The sequence below is a fragment of the Hymenobacter latericoloratus genome, assembly GCF_014199535.1.
Lineage (GTDB): Bacteria > Bacteroidota > Bacteroidia > Cytophagales > Hymenobacteraceae > Hymenobacter > Hymenobacter latericoloratus.
On sequence record NZ_JACHNV010000001.1, the window covers coordinates 351,742 to 372,941 of the forward strand.

General features: G+C 63.1%; 20 protein-coding genes. 12 read left to right on the top strand and 8 right to left on the bottom strand.

Features of this window, described 5'->3' with window-relative positions:
* Nucleotides 1-109: 109 nt before the first annotated feature.
* From GGU46_RS01610 to GGU46_RS01620, 3 genes are all read right to left on the bottom strand, one after another.
* Nucleotides 110-1,261, bottom strand: coding sequence for an MFS transporter (locus tag GGU46_RS01610; protein WP_183401840.1), 1,152 nt, complete (start codon nt 1,259-1,261; stop codon nt 110-112).
* Between the two features lie 200 nt (nt 1,262-1,461).
* A complete protein-coding gene (locus GGU46_RS01615; RefSeq protein ID WP_110976443.1) occupies nt 1,462-2,166 on the bottom strand; it encodes a LytR/AlgR family response regulator transcription factor in 705 nt (234 codons plus the stop codon).
* An 87-nt stretch (nt 2,167-2,253) separates the two neighbouring features.
* A complete protein-coding gene (locus tag GGU46_RS01620) occupies nt 2,254-3,345 on the bottom strand; it encodes a sensor histidine kinase (protein WP_183401841.1) in 1,092 nt (363 codons plus the stop codon).
* Between the two features lie 225 nt (nt 3,346-3,570).
* On the opposite strand from GGU46_RS01620, the gene GGU46_RS01625 reads away from it, so the two are divergent.
* Entirely contained in the window at nt 3,571-4,914 is a 1,344-nt protein-coding gene (locus GGU46_RS01625; RefSeq protein WP_183401842.1) for an erythromycin esterase family protein, read from the top strand.
* 116 nt (nt 4,915-5,030) lie between these two features.
* Here GGU46_RS01625 and GGU46_RS01630 read toward each other — a convergent pair whose 3' ends face one another.
* Nucleotides 5,031-5,693, bottom strand: coding sequence for a head GIN domain-containing protein (locus GGU46_RS01630; RefSeq protein WP_183401843.1), 663 nt, complete (start codon nt 5,691-5,693; stop codon nt 5,031-5,033).
* 227 nt (nt 5,694-5,920) lie between these two features.
* On the opposite strand from GGU46_RS01630, the gene GGU46_RS01635 reads away from it, so the two are divergent.
* Nucleotides 5,921-6,607 (top strand): T-complex 10 C-terminal domain-containing protein, encoded by a 687-nt coding sequence (locus GGU46_RS01635; protein ID WP_183401844.1) that lies wholly within the window; start codon nt 5,921-5,923, stop codon nt 6,605-6,607.
* 79 nt (nt 6,608-6,686) lie between these two features.
* Here GGU46_RS01635 and GGU46_RS01640 read toward each other — a convergent pair whose 3' ends face one another.
* Nucleotides 6,687-7,805 carry a lytic polysaccharide monooxygenase gene (locus GGU46_RS01640; RefSeq protein WP_215906239.1) on the bottom strand — a complete coding sequence of 373 codons (1,119 nt, stop codon included), beginning with the start codon at nt 7,803-7,805 and terminating at the stop codon, nt 6,687-6,689.
* 283 nt (nt 7,806-8,088) lie between these two features.
* Nucleotides 8,089-8,958: a helix-turn-helix domain-containing protein gene (locus tag GGU46_RS01645; RefSeq protein ID WP_183401846.1), complete on the bottom strand. Its 870-nt coding sequence runs from the start codon at nt 8,956-8,958 to the stop codon at nt 8,089-8,091.
* Nucleotides 8,959-9,095: 137 nt separating this feature from the next.
* On the opposite strand from GGU46_RS01645, the gene GGU46_RS01650 reads away from it, so the two are divergent.
* The 10 genes from GGU46_RS01650 (at nt 9,096) to GGU46_RS01695 (ending at nt 19,501) form a co-directional block, all read left to right on the top strand.
* Nucleotides 9,096-9,500 (top strand): hypothetical protein, encoded by a 405-nt coding sequence (locus GGU46_RS01650; RefSeq protein ID WP_183401847.1) that lies wholly within the window; start codon nt 9,096-9,098, stop codon nt 9,498-9,500.
* A 222-nt stretch (nt 9,501-9,722) separates the two neighbouring features.
* Complete coding sequence (locus tag GGU46_RS01655; protein ID WP_183401848.1) at nt 9,723-10,982, top strand: tetratricopeptide repeat protein; 1,260 nt, start codon at nt 9,723-9,725, stop codon at nt 10,980-10,982.
* A gap of 217 nt (nt 10,983-11,199) precedes the next feature.
* Entirely contained in the window at nt 11,200-11,646 is a 447-nt protein-coding gene (locus GGU46_RS01660) for a hypothetical protein (protein ID WP_183401849.1), read from the top strand.
* A 250-nt stretch (nt 11,647-11,896) separates the two neighbouring features.
* Nucleotides 11,897-13,348 (top strand): aldehyde dehydrogenase family protein, encoded by a 1,452-nt coding sequence (locus GGU46_RS01665; protein WP_183401850.1) that lies wholly within the window; start codon nt 11,897-11,899, stop codon nt 13,346-13,348.
* A 346-nt stretch (nt 13,349-13,694) separates the two neighbouring features.
* On the top strand, nt 13,695-15,758 hold the full coding sequence (locus tag GGU46_RS01670) for an FAD-dependent oxidoreductase (RefSeq protein WP_183401851.1): 2,064 nt from the start codon (nt 13,695-13,697) through the stop codon (nt 15,756-15,758).
* 52 nt (nt 15,759-15,810) lie between these two features.
* On the top strand, nt 15,811-16,230 hold the full coding sequence (locus GGU46_RS01675; RefSeq protein ID WP_183401852.1) for a hypothetical protein: 420 nt from the start codon (nt 15,811-15,813) through the stop codon (nt 16,228-16,230).
* A gap of 316 nt (nt 16,231-16,546) precedes the next feature.
* Nucleotides 16,547-17,065 (top strand): hypothetical protein, encoded by a 519-nt coding sequence (locus GGU46_RS01680; protein ID WP_183401853.1) that lies wholly within the window; start codon nt 16,547-16,549, stop codon nt 17,063-17,065.
* Between the two features lie 66 nt (nt 17,066-17,131).
* The gene (locus tag GGU46_RS01685) at nt 17,132-18,247 is read left to right on the top strand and encodes a DUF3616 domain-containing protein (protein ID WP_183401854.1); all 1,116 of its coding nucleotides are present in this window, start codon (nt 17,132-17,134) and stop codon (nt 18,245-18,247) included.
* 68 nt (nt 18,248-18,315) lie between these two features.
* Nucleotides 18,316-18,834, top strand: a complete 519-nt coding sequence (locus GGU46_RS01690; protein ID WP_183401855.1) for an acyl-CoA thioesterase — start codon at nt 18,316-18,318, stop codon at nt 18,832-18,834.
* A 109-nt stretch (nt 18,835-18,943) separates the two neighbouring features.
* The gene (locus GGU46_RS01695; RefSeq protein WP_183401856.1) at nt 18,944-19,501 is read left to right on the top strand and encodes a type 1 glutamine amidotransferase domain-containing protein; all 558 of its coding nucleotides are present in this window, start codon (nt 18,944-18,946) and stop codon (nt 19,499-19,501) included.
* 254 nt (nt 19,502-19,755) lie between these two features.
* On the opposite strand, the gene GGU46_RS01700 is transcribed toward GGU46_RS01695, so the two are convergent.
* Nucleotides 19,756-20,268: a DUF6992 family protein gene (locus tag GGU46_RS01700; protein WP_183401857.1), complete on the bottom strand. Its 513-nt coding sequence runs from the start codon at nt 20,266-20,268 to the stop codon at nt 19,756-19,758.
* Nucleotides 20,269-20,363: 95 nt separating this feature from the next.
* Nucleotides 20,364-21,077, bottom strand: coding sequence for a porin family protein (locus GGU46_RS01705; protein WP_183401858.1), 714 nt, complete (start codon nt 21,075-21,077; stop codon nt 20,364-20,366).
* Nucleotides 21,078-21,200 lie beyond the last annotated feature (123 nt).

Here is a 21,200-nt window from a genome sequence, read left to right on the forward strand (position 1 = left end):
ACTGAACCGCATACGCCGGCCTGGTCTTGCCATTCCGACGCAGGAGGAATCTGGGGTGATGTGGTGGATGGTAACCCCAGATTTCTCCTGCTTGGAATGACAACCTGCGCTACTCCGGCAGCCGGCGCACCAGTAGTACCACTACCCCGCCCAGCAGCGCCATCAGCCCAAACGACCAGCGCAGGCCGGCCGCCTCGGCAATAAAACCTACCACCGGCGGCACCAGCAGAAACCCAAAGTAGCCCACCGTGGAAACCGCCGCAATGGCCGAGCCGGAGCTGAGCGCCGCCGTGCGCCCGGCCATGCCAAACACCATAGGTATCACGCACGACACGCCCAGTCCCACCAATACAAACCCCAGCCCCGCCAGCAATGGCTCCGGAAACAAAGCCGCCAGCAGCAAGCCCGCCAGCAGCAGCACGCCGCTGTAGTGCAGAATAGGCTTCACCCCGAAGCGGTTGGCCAGCGGGTCGCCGCTGAAGCGCCCGGCCGTCATGGCCACCATGTACACCGTGAAGCCCAGGGCGGCGGTTTCCCTGGGCACCAGCACGGCCTTCTGGAAGTAGATGGCGCTCCAATCGTACATAGTGCCCTCGCAGGCCATGGAGGCAAAGGCAATCAGGCCAAACTTCAGCAAGGCCTTGTCGGGCCAGCGGAAGCCGCCGCGCTTGGCTTCGGGCGCGGGCGGCAGCACCAGGCTGTGGCGGTAGTTGTACAGGGCCAGGCCGGTAAGCACCACCGCCACCGCCGCAAAGTGGGTGGCGGTAGGTACGCGCTGCCTAATCAGCAAAGTACCCACGGCCGCGGCTGCGAAGCCCGCCACGCTCCACACCCCATGAAAGCTGGCAATGATGGACTGCTGGTAGCGCGCCTGCACCCCCACCGACTGCGCGTTCATGGAAATGTTGAGCAGGTTGCGCGAGGAGCCAAAGCAAAACAGCAACCCCACCAACTGCCAGGTATGCTCCACCAAGCCCAGCAGGGCCAGGGCCAGGTTGTACAGAATGGCGCCCACCAGCATCACCTGCCGGCTGCTGACGCGCTGCAAGAGCCACCCCGTGACGGGCAACGTGAGCATCAGGCCGGCCGGTAGGGCAAACAGCACGCCGCCCAGCTCGGCCTCACTCAGGTGGAGCTGCTGCTGAATAGTGGGAATGCGCGAAGCCCAGGTGGAAAAGCCAAACCCCGAAACAAAGAAAAACAGCGCAATGGCCCACCGCGCCTGCCGGGGCGTAACGTCTTCCTCTACTACCTGTGTCATGTGTTGCTGCTACCCCTTGGTTTGGGCCAAAGCTACAACCGGCCCTGAACCTTCAGGCGCCAAAACGGCCGCAACTCCGGGGAGCTACGGCCGCCTAGTGAGGTAGGGTTATGTTGAGCTGACGGGGGTAGGAGTTGAGCTACGCTACAACTCGTTGATCGGCTTGAGACGAAAACGGGGGCGCTTGCTCCGTAATGCGGCTACTTTTTGAAGAAGGCCAGCAGGTCGGCTTTGTAGGAGTTGCCGATGGGAATTAGGGTAGCGTCGAGGAGCTGCACTGTGTCGGGCTGCAGGAGCTTGATGTGGGCGGCGGCCACGATGAAGGAGCGGTGCACGCGCAGGTAGCTGGGTCCCAGAATTTCCACCATTTCCTTCATGGTTTGGTGGAGCAGGTAGGTTTTGGTGGCCGTCATCAGTTTCACGTAGTCCTTGCAGCCTTCCACATAAATAATGTCGCGGTGCGGGACTTTCAGCAGGCCCTGGCGCTCCTTCACCAGCAGGTATTTTTCCGCGGTTTCCTCGGCGGGCGGGGCCGGCTGCAGGGCTGGCAAGCGGCTGATGGCCTTCATGAACCGCTCGTAGGAAAACGGCTTGAGCAGGTAGTCGAGCACATCCAGCTCGTAGCCTTCGTAGGCGTACTCGCGGTAGGCCGTAGTCAGGACGGTTTTGGGCGGCTGGCGCAGGTTGCGCAGGAAATCGAGGCCCGTCATCAGGGGCATTTCAATATCCAGAAACAGCAGGTCCACCGGCTGCTGGGCCAGGTGCTCGTAGGCTTCCATGGCGTTGCGGCACTTGCCCGTGAGGGTAAGGCCGGGCGTCTGGCCGATAAACTGCGTGAGTACCTGGTGGGCCAGCGGCTCATCGTCCACAATCAGGCACCGGACCGGAGCAGGGGTAGTCGTCATAGCAACAAAGTGATGGAGTAATGAGGTGATAGAGTGATGAAGTAAGAAAGCCCGTCACGTTTTGCTCCCGCTCAGCACAGCGGGCAACTACAGCTGCAGCGTCAGCTCGGCGCGGTAGCGGCCCGCGTGCTCCGTGAGGTGCAGCTCGTGGGCGCCGGGGTAGTAGAGCTGCAGCCGCTGCCGGATATTGACCAGCCCGATGCCGCCGCTGCGCTTGGTGGCCGGGGCCGGCGCTGCGGGCAGCATGTCGTTTTCAATGACGAAGTGCAGGCGGCCGGGCTGAATACTCAGGGTAGCCTGCACGCTGGCCTGGTCGGAGAAGTGGTGGCGGCCGTGCTTGAAGCTGTTTTCTACCAGGGGCAGCAGCAGCAGCGGGGGCACCTGCAGGCCGGCCGTTGGGCCCTGGGTAGTAAGCTGAATCTGGGCGCCGGGGTACTTGCGCTGCTCCATCTCGAAGTAATTTTCCAGAAAGGCCACCTCCTCGGGCAGGCCAATGTATTCCTTGCCGCTGTCGTAGAGCACGTAGCGCATCAGCTCCGAGAGCAGCAGAATAAAGCGCGGCGTTTCCGGCGAGCCCGCCAAACTCAGGCCGTAGATGCTGTTGAGGGTATTGAACAGGAAGTGGGGCTGCAGCTGGCTTTTGAGCTGCTCCAGCTGCAGGGCCAGGTGGTCCTTCTCCAGGTGGCGCCGCCGGTACTCATTCTCGAAGGCATAGCGCACAAAGGCCACGCAGCTAAACGCCAGCAAATCGGTGAACAGCAGGCTGATGTAGGTATTACGCAGGGCCAGCACCTGGGCGGCCGCCCCGGCAAATCCCTGCTGGTAAAACCCGCGCAGCAGGGGCGGACTGGCTACCCCCTGAAACAGCCAGTGCGCTACGGCCACGTTCACCTTAATGCCCCACCACAAGTACAGCACCGATACTATCCCCAGCAGGGCGTAGCGCCGGCGGCGCAGCAGCACGGGCACCAGCCAGCGGTAGTACGGGATGATATAGAGGGTAGCCGCCAGGGCAAACAGGATCAGCTGCGGGTAGGGAAAGTTGGCCCCGCCGGCCAGAGGTACGGCCACGCTCTCCATGTACACGGCGTACTTGTACAGGCCCACGTACAGGCCCCACACCAGAATTTCGAAGATGAGGGGGAAGCGGCTGGGCCGGTCGGCGGTGTCCTGTTGCATGGGGGCAAGTTGGCAGATTTCCCGGCGGGCTGGTGCTTTGGTCAGCGGCTATTTCGACTAAGCGGGGTGTTTTTTCGACCAAAAAACGGGGCCTCCGGTTTGGTCGGATGCGGGGCCGGGTTGGTCTAATAAAGCTTCATTCTGGCTCAGGAAGGGCATTCCTTTGTGTCGTTGCCAGTCGCTGAACGGCTGGCTTTCCTCTGACACTCACTACCCTTCCTCTCCATGAAAACCTTCTTCCGCTCCCTGCTCGCCTCGACCCTGCTCGCCACCGCTACCCTTGCCGCCCAGGCCCAACCCAGTGCCCCCACTGCTGCCGCTGCTACCCCCACCGATACCGCCCGCCTCACCCTTGACCCTGGCCTGATCAACCCCGTGAGCATGCAGAGCTTCGAGGCCTTCCGCACCGCCGTGCAGCCCCTGGTAAAGCAAATGGCCGGCAAAAAGGTGGTGGCTATGGGGGAAGGCACCCACGGCACCGCGGAGTTCTACAAGCTGCGGTTCTGGCTGACGCGCATCCTGATGGAGGAGCACAGCTTCGACCGCCTCGGCCTGGAAAACACCTACGGCGACACCTATCTGCTCAACCAGGCCCTGCAGCAGCGCACCGCTACTACCGACCTCAAGCCCCTGATGCAGAAGCACCTGATCAGCATGTGGCAAAATCAGGAAATGGTCGAGCTGCTCACCTGGATGCAAGCTCGCAACCGCCGCCAGCGCCGCCAAGTGGAGCTAACCGGCATCGACAACATGTTCACGACCGCCGACGCCCAGCTGCTGCAGCAGGGCCTGGCCAAAGCCAAGAACCCGGAGGTGCAAGCCGCCGTGGCCCAGCTCCTGAAAAGCGCCCAGTACAACGATAACTACTGGTACAAGCTGAGCGACAAAACGTTCAAGCGCAACCGCCCCGAGTGGCTTAGCAGCGGCTACGCGGGCTACCTGGCCGCCGAAAAGCTGGTGCAGCTGCTGCCCGCCACCAAGCTGCCCCGCAAGCAGCGGGAAGTGCTGGCCGGCGCCGCCAAAAACGCCCACCTGGGCCTCGATGTGTTCTATCAGTACGAGAAATTCAAGCGCGACTCCTCCCGCGACAGCGCCTTTGCCGAAATGACCAAGTTCATTGCCGGCGGCAGCCACAAAGTGATTATCTGGGCCCACAACGCCCACGTGGGCCGCACCGTGGCCGCCACCGATGACCGCAGCAACGGCGGCGGCACCGGCGACTACCTGGAGCGCATGTTTCCCGGCCAGTATTTCGTGCTGGCTACCGCCACCGGCGCGGGCACCTTTGCGGCTACCCAGGATGTGTTTATTTCTCCCGCCAGCGTCATGGCATCCTACCCCCTCTCGGCCCCCAAGGCTGGTTCCTGGGAAGCGGCCATGAGCCAGGTAAGCAGCCCGCTTTACTTCTTCGATACCCACCAGCTGGGAGCCCAGGACCTGAAGCGCCCGCACCGCTTAGTAGGCCAAACCGTGGGCGGCGAGGACTACTACGCCGACACCCAACTCGGCGTCACCTACGATGCCATGCTCTTCGTGCGCCAGGGCACGGCCGCTACCCCGCTGCGCTAAGCCAACCTGTTATTTAAGTGTCGTATCGAAGTGCCTTATCCTTTGTGCATCATACCAGCGGCGGCAGCTCCCAGGAGCTGCCGCCACTTACTTTATAAGTCGGTATCCTGCCTTTCTTACTTCGTGACCCGCGGCTTGCCCTTATAATGAATGTCGCTGGCGCCGCTGGTGCGCGACGACAGCTCTTCGCTCACGGCCACGTAGGCATCCGAGGAGCCGCTAGCTTCCACGGCGGCCGTGCGGCTCTGCAGGTTGTAGGCCTGGTAGTCGCTGCTGCCGCTCAGGTGCACTTGCTGGCGCTCCACGCGGCCGGTCAGGCGCAGGTCGGAGGCCCCGGAGGCGTGGGCCATCAGGCTCTTGGCGTTCAGGGCCATCGTCACGTCGGAAGCCCCGCTGGCCCGGATGGTGAAGTTATCGGCCGTGAAGGGCGTGTCGCTTTTTACATCGGAAGCGCCGCTTACCTCCAGGCCCGTGAGGGTAGGGCAGGTGATGTACACATTCACTTTCTCGTTGCCCCAGGACAGCATGGAGCCCTTCTCGCGGTAGATGGCCAGGGTGTTGCCCTGCACCTCGGTTTTAATGCGCTCCAGTACGCCGGCCGGGGCATCTACCTTCACCTCCGTAGCGGCGCCCTGCCGGAGAAATACGTTGATGGCCCCACTGGCCTTGATAACCTGAAACGAGCTGACCGAGCGGGTTTGCTGGGCCGAAGCGCCCACAGCAGTAGCACTCAGAAGGGCCGCGGCGGCCAGGCTGCGAAAAAGAAAAGGAGCGTTCATGGCAGGAAGGATAAGAAGGTGAAAGGATGGGTACCAAGAGCTAGATGCCGGCCGGCTCCAAACCGTTGCCTGGGAGTGCGGTATCCGGAAGGGCTTAGCCTGAAGGTGTTACCGTAAGTAAGTCGAAAATTCTATATAGCGCGGCCACGGGCCGGCAACATCCGGGCGGTGGCCTGCGTAAGCGCCCCCAGCCCCACAGTCGGGCTTTACGTCAAGCTGAATTTCCCATGAATAAGTCATTGCTTTTACTTTCCGCCGCCGCCAGCTTGGCCGTGGCTTCCTGCACCCAGGACAAACAAGCTGCCGTGGACGCAGCTACCACGCCCTCGGCCGATACCGCCGTGGTTGTGCGTGACGAAACCATGACCACCAACGCTACGGCTACGGCTGACGGTGACACCGCCGCCTACCGCACCGAAGCCGACCGTATTGCCGACCGTATTGCCCAGGACCTGCGCCTGACCGATACCGTAGTGGTAACCCGCGTGGAAAAAACCTACTACACCCGCGGCCGCCGCCTCAACGAGGTAAACTCCCGCTACACCACCGATACCACCGGCCGCTACGCCGCCCTGCGCCAGGTAAACGACGACACTGACCGCGAGGTGCGCACCTACCTCACCGACCCGGCCCAGTACCGCACCTACCAGGAAAACCGCAACAGCTACTACGCCGGCACGCCCTACAGCAACGCCACCATCACCACTACCACTACTACCGAAACCACGCCCGCCCGTCGGCGCGGCCCATCGGTGGTGAAATACGACAAAAAAGCCAACGGCGAAACGAAAATCGTGTACTCCAACGGCAAAACCGTGAAGGTGGATAAGGACGGTGATACCAAAGTGGAGTACCCCAACGGCACCAAGGTAAAACGCGACGCCGACGACGGCGAAGTGAAAGTGAAGCGCTAAGCGCCTACCCCCGGCTATCATGAAAAAGCCCGCTTTCCAAACCGGAAGCGGGCTTTTTTGTGGCATGATAGTCCGGTAATTACTGCTTAATGCCGTATTGGCGCAGCTCCTCCTCAATGCGGCGGTTCCAGCGCTCCTGGGCCAGGGGGCTGCCGTGGGTTTCGGCGTCGTACTGCTCCTGCAGGCGGTTCATCTCGGTGAACGACTTCAGATACTGGAGCTGCAGAATGCTGTTGTAGTCCTCCACCGTGAGGCTGTCGGGGGAGGCTTTGCGGCGGAACCGCTCGGCTACCAGCCGCACAATATCAAAGTGGCGCTGCTCATGGTTGAGGTGCTCGGCCGTTTGCTGGCCCGGCCCCACCCACGAGGAGCTGCGCACCACAAACACCTTCAGAATCAGCTCCAGCTCCACTACCCCGTTCACCACCCGCGGGCGGCCCTGGTAAGCAAAGCTCGGGAACACGGAAGCGGCATAGCGTCCGCCCTTGGGCCGGGGCTGGCCCGTAAAATCGGCCCACGCCAGGGGGCGGGCCGGGTCGTAGAATACAGTGTCGGCTTCCGTTTGGGCGGTGTGGAAGCGGAAAGTGGGGTGTACGGCCGTGGCCAGGCGTACATCGTGGGCGGCGGCGCGCGTGAGCCAGGTGTTGAAATAGGTAAGCCCGCCCAGCAGGGTCTGGCGCAGGGTAGGCTCCACCACGGCCCTGTCCGCGAGTGGCCGCAGGTAGCGGGCCCCGCCGCGGTACTCCGTGAGCGTAATCGTGCGCCCTTCGGAGTTAACCCAGTCGAAAGCCAGGTGCACGTTAAGTTGGCCCGCGGCCTGCCCGTTGGCCGCTGCTGTTTCCTGTATCCGGCACTCGCGCACCCGCAGAGTAACGCCGTAGCGGGTGGGCCGGGCTGGCAGGGTGCGGCTTATAAACTGCCGCAAGGCCGCCTCGGTGCCGCCCTGCAGGTCCACGGGCTGCGCGGCCTTGGCCGCCGCCGGAGGGGTAGGCAGCAGCCACGCCACGGCCGGTCGGCCGGGCCGCTCATCGCGCACCTGCTTCACCGTAAACAGGGGCGAGGTAAAAGAAGGGGTAGCGGGCCGAAGAACCAGGGGTTGCTCTGCCACTGGCAGCCCGGCGGCCATCAGCAGCCCGGTTACCAACAGCCCCCACCAGATTCTACCACCAGCCCAACGAAAAAACAAGGCTCTCATCATAGCAGACATTCATCTGCCAGACATTTCCTACCCGCCCCGCGTTCCGTGGTGGCGAAGTGGTGAGATGGTGAGGTGGTGAACTGGTGAGTTTGTGAAGTGGTGTCAGGGCGAGGAGGCCCGACGACGCCACCCGTCCTGACCACTGTGCTACCCCCTGATAACCTGACAAGCCCTTACCTCCGTGCTGGAAGTAAGGGCCTGTCAGGTCAGAAGGCTGGTCACAAAGTGAGGAAGGATGGCCGCGCTTCGCTCGCCATGACGGCACATCAACTCACCAGCTCACCTACTTGCCCATGCGCTGGCGGCGGTACTCGGTGGGGCTTTGGCCGGTGTATTTGCGGAAGGTTTTGTTGAAGTGCGACAGGTTATTGAACCCGCAGGAGTAGCACACTTCCGTCACGGCCAGGTCATCGTCGAGGAGGAGGCGGCAGGCCTGGCCCACGCGGTATTCCTGCAGGAAATCGGTGAGGGTGTGGCGGGTCATCTTCTTGAAATAGCGGCAGAAAGCGGGCACCGAGAGGTGGGCCACGTCAGCCACTTCCTGCACCGAGAGGCTGGCCCGCTGGTAGTTCTGCTCCACAAACTGATACACCCGGCTCAGGCGCTGCTGCTCCTTGCCGCTCAGACCCTGGCCGCCCGTGCCCGCGTGCAGCGGGAGGCAGTCGGTGGCGGGCGCCTGGGCCAGCTGCTGCAACGCCTGCAGCAGCAGCAGCAGGCGCATGAAGGGCGGCGCCCCTAGCAGCTGGCGCAGCACCGGCCCCACTGCCGTGCGCGTGCTGCCCCCAAACGACAGGCCCTCGTGGGAGCGGGCCAGCAGCTGCCGGATGGCGGCCATTTCGGGCTTATCCCAGAAGTCAGAGCCCAGGAAGTCGCCGCGCAGCTGCACCACAATTTCCTCGAACGGGGTGCCTGCCGGATGGCCGTAGCTGAAGGTAAGGTGGGGCAAATCAGGCCCGATAAGCACCAGCTCCCCATCCTCGAAGCGGGAAATATGCTGGCCGATGTGCCGCCGCCCGTGGCCCTGCGGAATGTACACCAGCTCGTACTCAGGGTGGTAGTGCCACAGCAATTCGGCCTTGCCTACCTCGGTGTAATGAAGAAGAGTAAAGGAGCTGTCAACGGTTGGGTGGATGGGTTCGAATTGTAATTTCACGGCGGAGTGGTGCCCCAATGGCGGGGTGGTAACGTGAAATTAATGCATTTGGTCAACATGGCATCAAATTTTGCGAACCAGGCAGTGGTACTTCGTCGTATGAGGTAGCAACTTGCACTATCAAGTTGCCCTGCCGCATGAAAACGCTGCCCACTTACTTCCGGACTCTGGCGCTGCTGCTCCTGTTAGCGGCTGCCGCACCCGTTGCCCAGGCGGCCCGGCAGCCGGTAATGCCCGCCGCTCAAAATACGGCAGAGCAACGGGCCGACAACCTGACGCGCTACCTGGCTCAGGCCCTGAACCTAAGCCGGGCCCAGCAGAAAGCAGTGCGGAAAAGCGCCCGGCAGTACGTGCGGGAGCTTGAGGTGCTGGCCGTGAAGCCCGGGCTGGTAGCCGCCACCACCGATGACCGGCTGCTCTCGGGCCGCACGGTGGCGCAGGCCGATAAAGAATTTGATACCGCACTGGCGCGGGTGTTCACGCCGGGGCAGTACAACGCATATAGCTGGCTGCGCGAGCACCAGCCGGAAAGCCGCCGCTAGGCTGCTTTCCCAAGCAGACATCCAGCGGCTTTGGGTGGGAATTTTAGCCGCTGGCCGTTTCCCGGGTACCTTTGGCATCCGGAAAACGCAAAAAGAGGTTGAGGCTGTGGGAGCTTCAGCCTCTTTTTTTTGCTTATCCACGTATGAGGGGGCCGGAAGCAGCCTGCCCGGCACGCGGGGTCCGGCCTTTTTCCTCTACTTTAGGATTCCAAGTTGTCCTTTATGCGCCTATTCTTGCTTGGCTGCCTGTTGCTGCTCTCCCTGGGGGCGCGGGCACAGCAGCCCGATACGGCCCGCCCGGGCCGTCAGATTAACCTTTCGAACGTGGACGTAGCTCCCGCCGCCGTGGATATTTCCGGGTGGCTGCTGCTGGACAAGGATATTCAGACGGAGCTGGAAGGAGCGGTGCAGAACATCTATAACTTCAAGCACGACCGGGCCGAGCGCCAGTTCCGCAGCCTGCGCCGCCGCTACCCCAACCACCCCATGCCCTACTTCCTGCTGGGCCTGACTACGTGGTGGAAGATCATGCCGTCCAACATCACCTCCCAGCAGTACGACAAGGTGTTTCTGGCCTATATGGATACGGCCATTACCCGGGGCGAGGCCCTGTATAAGCGCGACCGAAGAAACTACGAAGCCTGCTTTTTCCTGTCGGCGGCCTACGGCTTTTCGGCCCGCCTGAACGCCGAGCGCCACAACTGGCGCAAAGCCACCGTGGCCAGCAAAAACGCCCTCGACTACCTCGAAAAAAGCCAGGAAGCCAACGGCCTGAGTCCGGAGTTTCTGTTCGGGCAGGCCCTGATTAACTACTACGCTCCCTGGATTTCGGATACCTACCCGCTGCTGCGGCCCGTGCTGCTGTTTTTCCCCAAGGGCAACAAAAAGCTGGGCCTCTCGCAGCTGCGTAGCGTGGCGGCCAACGGGTTTTATACCGCCCCGGAGGCCCGGGTTTTCCTGATGAAGATTCTGCAGAACCAGGAGAACAAGCCTGATGAAGCCCTGGCGCTGGCCCGCATTATGGCCACCACCTACCCCGACAACGGCTATTTCCAGCGCTTCTATGCCCTGATGAGCTACCAGGTAGGCGACCTGAATGAGTGTGAGCGGGTCAGCCGCGACATTCTGGACAAAATTAACCGCGGCATGCCCGGCTACGAGGGCATCAGTGGGCGCTACGCCACGTACTTTCTGGGCAGCCTGATGCAGAACCAGTACAAGGACCTGACCAAGGCCAAGGAATACTACCAGCGCTGCATTGTATTCGCGGAAAGCACCAATGACACCAAACAGGGCTTTTACCTGTACGCCCTGCTGAACCTGGGCCGCATTGCCAGCAAGCAGAACGATGCCGCCGCGGCCACGCGCTACTACAAGGAAGTACAGCAGAAAGCCGAGCGCAAATCGGAGGCGTACAATGAGGCCCAGGCGTACCTGAAAAAGAAAGGAAAGAAGCCTGCCAAGGCAGCTGGCCGATCTTAAGGGGTGCGGATTTTAGTCGAGCAAACGGCCCGGCTGGTGGCGGAGGGGTAGGGGCTTCGTCGGAAAAATGACCGAAAGAGAGGGCCGGATAGATCGGGTAGGGGGGCGGCTACGTATCTACTCCACCTCCGACCTTCTGCCGACACACACCTGTTACCCCTTTATGGTCCCCCCGTGCACAACACGCCTAGTATCCCGTTACACAGTTCAGCTTCGTATGCTTCGGTTCTGGTGGCCCGAAGCCGTTGAGTCCTTTCAGGTCGCCTCGCTGCTGACCGACGTCCTGAAAACGGTGCGGCGCTACCAGGCCCACCAACTGCTTCTGGACCTGCGGCAGATACCCCTCTTAGACGCAGAATCGCAGCGGTGGGTAGAGGCTAGCTGGCTGCCCCGCTTGCGCAGCTGCAGCCTGCGCCGGCTGGCCCTGCTGCTACCCACAGACACGTACAACAGGCTGGTAGTGGAGAGTTTGCTGTGGGTTTCGGCCCACGAATCGTTGCCCTATGAGGTGCAGTATTTCACGGAGTTGCCCGCTGCCCTCGATTGGCTCACCAACTCGGAAGTGGCTACGGCCGATGCCGACTGGCCGCGCCGCCAGCAGGAGCCCCTGCTGCGGCGGGTGCGGCGCCGCCGCTGTCCGGCCCAGTGTCTCTCGCCGGCCTAGCGGCCAGGTTGAGCGTAAGCTGTGGCCTGGCCCGCCCAAGCACCGCTGTACCAGTCAGGCCGTGGCCTGGGGGCCGGCTGCTCTGGCTACGGTTTCCGTAGCGCAGGCCGGGGCAAAACAAGCACGGCCAAAGGACGCCGCCCACTACTGCCGCTGGCCTTGGCCAGGGAGCAGGGGGTAGGGTTGGAACTGTGGTGCGCATCCGGGACTTTTACCAGTGCTTTACCCATCAGTCCGTTTTCCTGCCTCCATGCCTACTCCCGCTACTTCCGCTCCTGCTGCGCCCGCCGCCCCCGCCGGTACCCTGCCCGAGCTGTTCGCCCGCCAGCAAGTCCGGGCGGCGGCGCTGCGCCAGGAGCCCCTAGACGCCCGCGCCGCCCGCCTGCGCCGGCTCAGTGCCTGGGTGGCCGATAACCGGGCGGCCATTCAACAGGCCCTCTACTCCGATTTCAGAAAGCCTGCCCCCGAAACCGACGTTACCGAAATCTGGTCTACCCAGACGGAAATCAAGCACACGCTGCGCCACCTGCACCAGTGGGCCCGGCCCCGCAAGGTGGGCACGCCGTTGTCGTTGGTGGGCACGCGCGGCTGGGTGCAGTACGAGCCCAAGGGCGTGTGCCTGATTATTGCCCCCTGGAACTACCCCTTCTACCTGGCCCTCGATCCGCTGGTATCGGCGCTGGCGGCGGGCAACTGCTGCATCATCAAGCCCTCCGAGATGACGCCCACCGTGGCCGCCCTGCTGAGCCGCATGTGCCGGGAGGTGTTTGACCCCGCCGAGGTAACGGTGGTGGAAGGCGACAAAGACGCGGCCACGGAGCTGCTGGCTTTGCCCTTCAACCACATCTTCTTTACGGGCAGTCCGCAGGTAGGCAAAATTGTGATGCGCGCCGCCGCCGAGCACCTCAGCAGCGTAACCCTGGAGCTGGGCGGCAAAAGTCCGGTGGTGGTAGATGACACGGCCGACCTGCGCGACGCGGCCGAGAAAATTGTGTGGGGCAAGGGCCTGAACGCCGGCCAGACCTGCGTAGCCCCCGACTACCTGCTGGTGCACGAGGCCGTGCGCGACCAGCTGGTGCAGGAAATCCGGGAAGTGGTGCAGCGCTTCTACAACCCCGAGGGGCAGGGTGTAGCCGCGTCCGGCTCGTTTGCCCGCATCGTGAATGACCACCACTACGCCCGGGTAGCGGGCCTGCTCACGGAGGCCCGGGAGCAGGGTGCCACCGTGGCCCTGGGCGGCCAGACGGATGCTGCCCAGCGGTTTATTGAGCCCACCGTGCTGCTGAACGTTCCGGCCGGGAGCCGCCTGATGCAGGAAGAAATCTTCGGGCCCCTGCTACCCATCCGTTCGTTCCGGACGCTGCCGGAGGCGGTGGAGGAAGTAAACGCGCGCCCGCACCCGCTGGCCCTGTACGTGTTTTCGCAGCACAAGGACAACCAGCGCTACCTGCTGCGGAACATTCCGGCCGGGGGTGCCTGCGTCAACGAAACCATCCTGCACTTGGGCCACCCCGAGCTACCCTTCGGCGGCCTGGGCAACAGCGGCCTGGGTAGGGCCCACGGCCTGGCTGGCTTCCAGGCCTTCAGCAACGAAAAATCGGTGCTGCAGCAGCGCGTGGGCCTTACTGGCCTCAAACCCATCTACCCGCCCTACACCCCCAAAGTCAAGAAGCTAGTAAACTGGCTGCTGAAGTGGCTGTGAGAAGGTGATGAGGTGACAAGTGAGTGAATTGTGACAGGTGAGTTTCCCATCCCGGTCCGACGGGCGGAGCCCGTCCGGTTGGGTTCGTGCTGACTTCCGCCCAGGAGGGTTTGGGCAGATGGAGGGGGTAGGCGGATGCTGTTTCCGGGAAGCAGGCGGCGCGGGCGACAACCGGTCGGACGGGCTCCGCCCGTCGGACCGGACCGGGTGGCTTGCTTGGCTATCCGGCTTCACCTGCTTACTCAACTTCGTATGCAAGCCGAGCATTTTCGGGAAAAAATGCCGAACTTTTACGGCGCGGCTCCAGTGCGTTATGCCGGCCCATCCTGTTCGTTCCTACTTCGCTATGCAGTTCACCGAAGCCCAGTGCGCGACCCTGCGCGCTCTTGCTGATGCATTTATTCCGTGTTTGCCCGCCCCGGAAGGTGCGCCCGACCCGGCGTACTGGGCCCGGTGCGGCTCGGCCGGCGTGGATCTGGCTAAGGCGGCCCGGCTGATTGAGGCGCAGACGGCAAGGACGCGGCAGGAGTTTCTGCAGCTGCTGCAGTTGCTGGATACGCCCGCCCTGGGCCTGACGTGGTTTGGGCCGCTGCGGCCGTTTGGGCGGCTGGCCCCGGAGCAGCGGGAAAAGCTGCTGCAAAGCTGGGCCGCCAGCAACGTGCCCCAGCTGCGCAAGGGATTTCAGGCCCTGCGCAAGCTGTTTGTGTTTCTGTTTTACGGCGGCTCTACCCCGGAGCAGGGCAACTTTGTGTGGGAGCATATCGGCTACCCCGGCCCCCAGGTCCCCGACCCCGCCGTGGCCGCCGAGAAGCCTATCCGGACCCTGCAGCCCACCCAGGACGCGCATTACGACTGCGACGTGCTGGTGATTGGGAGCGGGGCCGGCGGCGGGGTGGTGGCCGGCGAGCTGGCCGCCGCGGGCCACGAGGTGCTGGTGCTGGAAAAAGGCCCTTACTTCCACGGCCCCGACTTCACCCAGCGCGAAGTGGACATGCTGGGGGAGTTGTACGAAGCCCAGGGCGGCCTCAGCACCCAGGACGGGGGCATTGCCCTGCTGGCCGGCTCCTGCCTGGGGGGCGGCACCACCGTCAACTGGGCCGGGGCCTTCCGCACCCCCGACTACGTGCGCGAGGAATGGGCCCGGGAGCACCAGGTGCCCCACTTTGCTACCCCCGAGTTCAGCCGCAGCCTCGATGCCGTCAGTCAGGCCCTGAGCGTAAACACCGAGTACCCCCGCCACAACGGCCAGAACCAGGCCCTCTGGGACGGTTCCCGCGCCCTGGGCCAGGAAGTGAAACTGATTCCGCGCAACGAAAAAGGCCTCACGGATTCGGAGCAGCACTTCTGCGGGCTGGGGTACAGTGGCTTCGGCGACCGGCACGGCATCAAGCAGGGCACCCTGAACACCTATCTGCAAACCGCCTTCGAGCACGGCGCCCGCCTGCTGTGCGCTACCACCGTCACGCGCATTACCCTTGCCCGCGGCCGGGCCACCGGCGCCGAAGCCGTGCATACCACCCCCGACGGCCGCTTGGTGCGCGTAACGGTGCGGGCCCGGCGGGTGGTGGTGGCCGGGGGCTCCATCCAGACGCCGGCCTTGCTGCTGCGTAGCGGCCTGCGCCACCCCCACCTGGGGCAGCATCTGCACCTGCACCCTACGGTGGCCGTTTCGGGGCTGTATCGGCAGCGCATCGAGCCCTGGCACGGCCCCATGATGTCGGTGGTGAATGACACGTTTACCCGCCTGGAGGGGAGCAACTTTGGGGTGAAGCTGGAAACGCCGCCCGCCCACCCCGGCCTGATGGCCATGGTGCTGCCCTGGCGCTCGGGCCGCCAGCACAAGGAGCTGATGCAGCAGGCGGCGCACCTGGGCTCCTTTATTGTGCTGACCCGGGACCGGGACGGCGGCCGGGTTTCGGTGGACCGGCACGGCGCCCCTTGCATTGACTATACCCTCAGCGACTACGACCGGGGCCACCTGCTGCGGGGAGTACGGGCCGCCGCCGAGGTGCACGTAGCGGCCGGGGCTCACTCGGTGTTGCTGCCCCATGGTACCCTACCCACCCTGCGCGCCGAAAACGGCCGCCTGCTCAATCCCGAGGTGCTGGCCGGCTTGCCCTACCTGAGCTGGAAGGCCAATCAGTTTGGGCTTTACAGCGCCCACCAGATGAGCACCTGCCGCATGGGCGGCAACCCGGCCACGCACCCCACCAGTCCCACCGGAGAGCTGTACGAGGTGCAAGATTTGTTTGTGGCCGATGCCTCGGCGTTTCCGGCCTGCAGCGGCGTGAACCCTATGCTCACGGTAATGGCGTTGGCTCACCATACCGCCCAGCACCTGAAAGCCAGTTTGCCGGCCGAACCAGCGCGGGGGCGGGTGGCGGTAGCCGGCGAACAGGAAAGCAGATAGCCATTGGCGCATTTTTCGCGTAGGGAGAGCACACGCCTTTCCCTTGCGCCGTATGTACATTTCCCGTTTCCCCCTCGCCCTCGCGCTGGCGGCTAGTCTGCTGGTTGGTTGCGCCCGCCGCAGCAAAGCAGTTATTCCCGCCGCCAAATCGGGGCCGGCCGCGCCGGCCCCCGCGCCCGTAGTTGCCTCCAGTGCCGCCCGCGACCTGACTGATGTGCTGACGGAGGAGCTGAACCTCACCGCCGACCAGCGCCGCAAGGTGCGGACCGTTTTCACGAACACCACCGAGCAGGCCAACGCGGCCAAGCAGCGCCTGGGCTCCAACCGGCCCGCGCTGCTCGCGGAACTCAAGCGCATCAATGCCTCCTCCGACCAGGAGCTGCAGTCTATCCTGACGGTTACGCAGTACAAGCAGCTCAAAGCCAAGCAGCGCCAGGTACAGGCCCAGATGCAGGCCCGTAAAGCCCAGTAACGGTGACACGGTGAATAAGGGAAGTGTGTCATGGCGAGCGGAGCGAAGCCATCCGTCCTGACCAGTGTGCTACCCCCTGAAACGTGACAAGCCCTTGACGACTGCGCGAGCGTCAAGGGCTTGTCTGTTTACCAGGCTTCTCACATGTAGAGAGGAAGGAGGGCGTCGGTATCCTCGCCATAACAGCTTACTATTTCACCCGCTCACCAGTTCACTGTCCTCAGGCAACCCTTTTATCCTGAATACCATCTGGCCCGGTAAGAGCCCGCCGAAGTACGGTGGGCCGACTGCACTTTTTACTTTCCGGAACCCGACGATGAAAACGCTACTTCTGGTTGCTGCCCTTCTGGCTACTTCGGCAGCCTCCGCCCAAACAGCATCCTCGGATGCGGCCCTGGCCAAGCGCCTGAACCAGCTGATGCGCGATCCGGCAGCCCCGGAAACGGAAGTGCGGGCCGTGCTGGATGGCTGCCATTTCACGCAGGTAATCCGGAAGTACCGCTCCGCCGGCCAGCAAAACGAGGCGGTGGTTTTCCAGGTGAGTCACCAGAAAAACGGTGCCGACTGGGCCGTGAAATCGGATGATAAGGTGGAGTTTGAGCTGAAGCTGGGGGTAGAGTGGAGCCAGGTTACCTCCCTGACCTACGCCCCGGCCCTCGATGAGAAAACCAACCGCCGCTATTTCGAGGTGAAAATAAAGCGGGAGCGCACCGCCAAAAACGGTTCCGGCACCAACAGCACTACCCTGGAGCTACCCCTCTACACCTCCGACGAGGCCGTGGCCCGCGACCTGGTGCGGCAGCTGGAGCAGGTGCGGCGGCGCTGCGCCGGGTAGGGCCGGGCTCAACCTTCCGCGGCCGGGTGCGTTTGCCACAAACTCCCGTGTCTTTTTCGCCTTTGTATGCCGCGCCGCCAGCCTTATACCCTCCGGTTCAACCCCAAGCTCAGCCTTAATGCCAGCGGTAAGCACGTGCGCGACGGACTTTCGTCCACGCTCCGCACCGGCGACAACCTGTGGGTGAGCTGCGACGAGCGCACCTCCATTGAGCGGCTGCGCCTGACGGGGCCGCGTGAGTTCGGCCAGCACTGCTCCTACGAGCTGACCGAGCTGCTGGACCTGCCCTCCGACAAAACCGAGGAAATTGATATTGAGGGCCTGGCCGAAGGGGAGCACTACCTCTGGATAGTGGGCTCGCACAGCCTGGCTCGTAAAAAGCCCGACGCCGACGGCAAAGACCCCGCCAAGGAAATTGCCCGCCTGGCCCAGGTAAAGTCAGAAGCCAACCGCTACCTGCTGGCCCGGGTGCCGCTGCTGCTCAACCCCACTGCCGGCGACTATGAGCTGCATCGTGAAGCCCCGCACCCCACTGACCCCACCCAAACCCTGCGGGCCGCTCAGCTGCGCTGCACCGACGACTCCAACGACCTGCGCGACCTGCTCGCCGACGACCCCCACCTGAAACCCTTCCTGGCTATTCCGGGCAAAGACAATGGGTTTGACATCGAAGGGCTGTCGGTGACGCCCGACGGGCGCCTGTTTGTGGGGCTGCGCGGGCCGGTGCTGCGGGGCTGGGCTCTGGTGCTGGAGCTGCTCCCGCGCGAGGACAAGCACGGCCGCCTGCGCCTGAGCGAGCTGCCCGGCGCTACCGAAACCTATTACAAAAAGCACTTCCTGGCCCTGGGCGGCATGGGCGTGCGCGAGCTGCGCCAGTGCGGCCCCGACCTACTGCTGCTGGCCGGCCCCACCATGGACCTGGATGGTACCATTGCCGTGTACCGCTGGCCCGAGGCCTTGCGCCTGCCCCAGGACAGCCTCATTGGCCCCGATAAGCTGGAGCGCCTCTTTGATGTGCCCCACGGCTTCGGGCCCACCGCCGGCCAGGACAAGGCCGAAGGTATGGCTCTGCTCGATGAACAGCACGTTCTGATTGTGTTCGACAGCCCGACCGATGACCGGAAGCCTACCCCCCAGGCAGTGGTAGCCGACGCCTTCAAATTAACCGATACGCTGGGCTAGGGGCGGTGCGCCTGAGCCTGCCCGGCTGATCGGCCTACCTTGTGCTCCTTAACCTGCCTGTTTTCCTTATGGCCTCATCTCTGATTAAAACGCCCGAAACCACGCACCGCATTCAGTTTCAGGACTGCGACATGCTGGGCCACCTCAACAACGCCCGCTACCTTGATTATTTCCTCAATGCCCGCGAAGAGCATACCCTGCGGCACTACGCCCTGAACCTGGGGCAGGTGGCGCGGGAGCTGGGCGCCAGTTGGGTCATTACCAAGCACTGCATTGCCTACCTGCGCCCCGCCAACCACGCCGAGATGGTGCGCATCCGCACCCAGCTGATTCACTTCGATAACTCCAACCTGGTAGTAGAAATGCAGATGCTCAGCGAGGACGGCCAGCGGCTGAAAGCCGTGCTGTGGTCGGAAATGGCCTTTGTGAAAGTGCCCGGCGGCACCCGCACTGAGCATTCCGACGCCCTGATGGATATGCTGGAAGAGCTGGACGTGGAAGAAGTAAGCTACGACCCCGACGGCTTCGACGACCGGGTGCGCCGCCTGCGCAAGCAGCTTAAGCGCGAGCGAAACGAGCTGGACTGAGCCGTAATGCCAAAATGATGCGCCAACCCCCCCGCCGGGGGGTGCGTTAAACCAAAGCCGGAGCAGCGTGAGTTGCTCTGGCTTTTTTCATCACCTGACCTGATACAACATGAATATTTTTGGAAGCAACGACTTGAAAGGTAAGAAAATAGCCATTGTCGCCACCGACGGGTTTGAACAGTCGGAGCTGGAGAAGCCCAAGAAGTTTCTGGAAGGCGAGGGCGCCGAAACCCACGTTATTTCCCTAAAAAGCGGCTCGATTAAGGGCTGGGACGAGAAGGATTGGGGCGACAAGGTGGACGTGGACAAGGTAATCGGGGAGGTGAAAGTGGCCGACTACGATGCCCTGGTATTGCCCGGCGGCCAGATGAACCCCGACGTGCTGCGCACCAAGCCCGAGGCAGTACGTTTTATAGGCGAGTTTGTACGCTCCGGTAAGCCCGTAGCCGCCATCTGCCACGGCCCCTGGACCCTGATTGAGGCCGATGCCGTGCGCGGCAAGCAGCTCACCAGCTGGCCCAGCCTCAAAACCGACATCCAGAATGCTGGTGGCCGCTGGGTTGACGAAACCGTGGTAGTAGATGGCAACCTCATCACCAGCCGCAACCCCCAGGACATTCCCAACTTCAACGACAAAATCAAAGAAGCCCTGGTAGGCAAGCAGTAGCCTACCTTTCTTCCGAAGCTCCAAGCCCCGGCTACCCGAATGGTAGCCGGGGCTTGGAGCTTCTGCTAGCACGACGACTCGCGCCGGTCCGGCGCCGAGGGCGTCCGGCCGGTTGCCGGCCGCGCCGCTTGTGCTACCCGGGAAAGGTCGGCCGCCTACCCCCTCAGGGCTCCCAAACCCTTCCGTGCCGGCATCAGCAACGAAGCCAGTCGGACGGGCTCCGCCTGCCGGGCCAGACCGGACCGGCGTGGGGCTTAGGAAAGCAACTGCAGCAGCTCGGCGGCGTGCTGGTGATACACAAAGTAGAAAGCAGCGTCAAATACCAGCAGAAAGCCACCCTGCAGCCACAACGACCGGCCAAAGCCGGCCAGCCGTTCCGGCCGGGCCGCAGCGGGGGCAGCAGCGCGGGCCCGGAGCCAGCTGCCGATGCAGAGGTAGGCCACGTCGAGGCCCACGTTCAGCAGCAGTATCTTCTCGAAGCTGAACTGGGCGCTCAGGCTTTCGGCCAGGCCCAGGCCGGCTACCTGCTGCGGGTGCGCCTGCAGAATGCCCCACACGGCCAGCAGCGCGTTTATTACATTCCAGCTCATGTTCATCAGGTGGAAGTGATGCACCTCCGAGCGGACGTCGGTGCGGGCCACGTGGTAGCAACTCACCACCAGGTTAAGCAAAGCCCAAAAGCCCAGAACAGCCATGCCGCGCTCGGCCAGCAGTTCACGGGCGTGGTTGATGCCGGGTAGCGCGGCTTCAGGAGCAAGGAGTAGCATGAGCGGAAAGGAGCAGCTGACGGACGGCATTTCTACAACAAAAAAAGGAAGTCCGGGCAGACTTCCTTTTTGAAAAACAGTAGGGTAGGGAGTGGCTAGTTGGAAATTCCGATGCCCAGATACACCTGGAACATGCCGTTCTTGATATTGGTAATGGCCGTATTGCCAGTCTTCGCCAGGTTCTGATCCTGGATAATATCGGCGAAGCCCGCCGTGTAGCGCCCGCCTACCCGGGCCGGCCCTACGCGAGCCTCTACGCCGGCGGCCAGGCCGTAGTCGAGGCTGTTGTAGCTGTAGCCGTAGGTGTCGTTTTCATCGGCAATTTTCCGCTCCCGGTCACCTTCCTTCACCTTCGTGAGCAAGGAAACCTGCGGGCCTACGTGCACGCTCACGTTGTCCAGGAAGTTATACACCAGCAGCACGGGCACCTGCACGTAGTCGAGGCGGGTGGTGTACGTGCCGGTTTGGGAGGTGCTGGCTGGATTGTCGCCCTTGAAGCCCTGGCGGCTGTAGAGTACTTCCGGCTGAATAGAGAACTTGTCGTTGAACCCAAACTGGGCATATACCCCGGCGTGGAACGTGTTATAGATGCCTTCGTTGCCAAAGTTTTTCTTGTCGTCGCCGCGGAAGTTAGCAGCCGTGAAGCCACCCTTAATGCCGAAGCCGTTGTTGCGCGAGTCGCTGCCGGTGCCGGGGGCATAATCAGTGGAGGAGCGCAGGCCGCTCACGCGAGGAGCTTCGGTTGGAGTCTGGGCCAGGGCGGTGGCGCTCAGCGCGCAGCCAGCCAGCAGGAGTGCAACGTGTTTCATGGGGAAAAGGGGGGGAGGAGGGAGTTTGCAAAGAAGTGAGCTACCGGCCGCAGCCCAGGAAGCATCAGTAAGGCGCTATACTTACGGCAGCCCAGAAGGTTACAGGGGGCAGGTGGCAAAGGC

Excerpts from the sequence above, each read along its gene's own strand:
- GGU46_RS01700 (WP_183401857.1), bottom strand. The coding sequence starts at position 20,268 with ATGCTACTCCTTGCTCCTGAAGCCGCGCTACCCGGCATCAACCACGCC.
- GGU46_RS01680 (WP_183401853.1), top strand. The coding sequence starts at position 16,547 with ATGAAAACGCTACTTCTGGTTGCTGCCCTTCTGGCTACTTCGGCAGCC.
- GGU46_RS01655 (WP_183401848.1), top strand. The coding sequence starts at position 9,723 with ATGCGCCTATTCTTGCTTGGCTGCCTGTTGCTGCTCTCCCTGGGGGCG.
- GGU46_RS01635 (WP_183401844.1), top strand. The coding sequence starts at position 5,921 with ATGAATAAGTCATTGCTTTTACTTTCCGCCGCCGCCAGCTTGGCCGTG.
- GGU46_RS01705 (WP_183401858.1), bottom strand. The coding sequence starts at position 21,077 with ATGAAACACGTTGCACTCCTGCTGGCTGGCTGCGCGCTGAGCGCCACC.
- GGU46_RS01625 (WP_183401842.1), top strand. The coding sequence starts at position 3,571 with ATGAAAACCTTCTTCCGCTCCCTGCTCGCCTCGACCCTGCTCGCCACC.
- GGU46_RS01670 (WP_183401851.1), top strand. The coding sequence starts at position 13,695 with ATGCAGTTCACCGAAGCCCAGTGCGCGACCCTGCGCGCTCTTGCTGAT.
- GGU46_RS01615 (WP_110976443.1), bottom strand. The coding sequence starts at position 2,166 with ATGACGACTACCCCTGCTCCGGTCCGGTGCCTGATTGTGGACGATGAG.
- GGU46_RS01690 (WP_183401855.1), top strand. The coding sequence starts at position 18,316 with ATGGCCTCATCTCTGATTAAAACGCCCGAAACCACGCACCGCATTCAG.
- GGU46_RS01640 (WP_215906239.1), bottom strand. The coding sequence starts at position 7,805 with ATGATGAGAGCCTTGTTTTTTCGTTGGGCTGGTGGTAGAATCTGGTGG.
- GGU46_RS01675 (WP_183401852.1), top strand. The coding sequence starts at position 15,811 with ATGTACATTTCCCGTTTCCCCCTCGCCCTCGCGCTGGCGGCTAGTCTG.
- GGU46_RS01620 (WP_183401841.1), bottom strand. The coding sequence starts at position 3,345 with ATGCAACAGGACACCGCCGACCGGCCCAGCCGCTTCCCCCTCATCTTC.
- GGU46_RS01650 (WP_183401847.1), top strand. The coding sequence starts at position 9,096 with ATGAAAACGCTGCCCACTTACTTCCGGACTCTGGCGCTGCTGCTCCTG.
- GGU46_RS01685 (WP_183401854.1), top strand. The coding sequence starts at position 17,132 with ATGCCGCGCCGCCAGCCTTATACCCTCCGGTTCAACCCCAAGCTCAGC.
- GGU46_RS01695 (WP_183401856.1), top strand. The coding sequence starts at position 18,944 with ATGAATATTTTTGGAAGCAACGACTTGAAAGGTAAGAAAATAGCCATT.
- GGU46_RS01665 (WP_183401850.1), top strand. The coding sequence starts at position 11,897 with ATGCCTACTCCCGCTACTTCCGCTCCTGCTGCGCCCGCCGCCCCCGCC.
- GGU46_RS01660 (WP_183401849.1), top strand. The coding sequence starts at position 11,200 with ATGCTTCGGTTCTGGTGGCCCGAAGCCGTTGAGTCCTTTCAGGTCGCC.
- GGU46_RS01630 (WP_183401843.1), bottom strand. The coding sequence starts at position 5,693 with ATGAACGCTCCTTTTCTTTTTCGCAGCCTGGCCGCCGCGGCCCTTCTG.
- GGU46_RS01610 (WP_183401840.1), bottom strand. The coding sequence starts at position 1,261 with ATGACACAGGTAGTAGAGGAAGACGTTACGCCCCGGCAGGCGCGGTGG.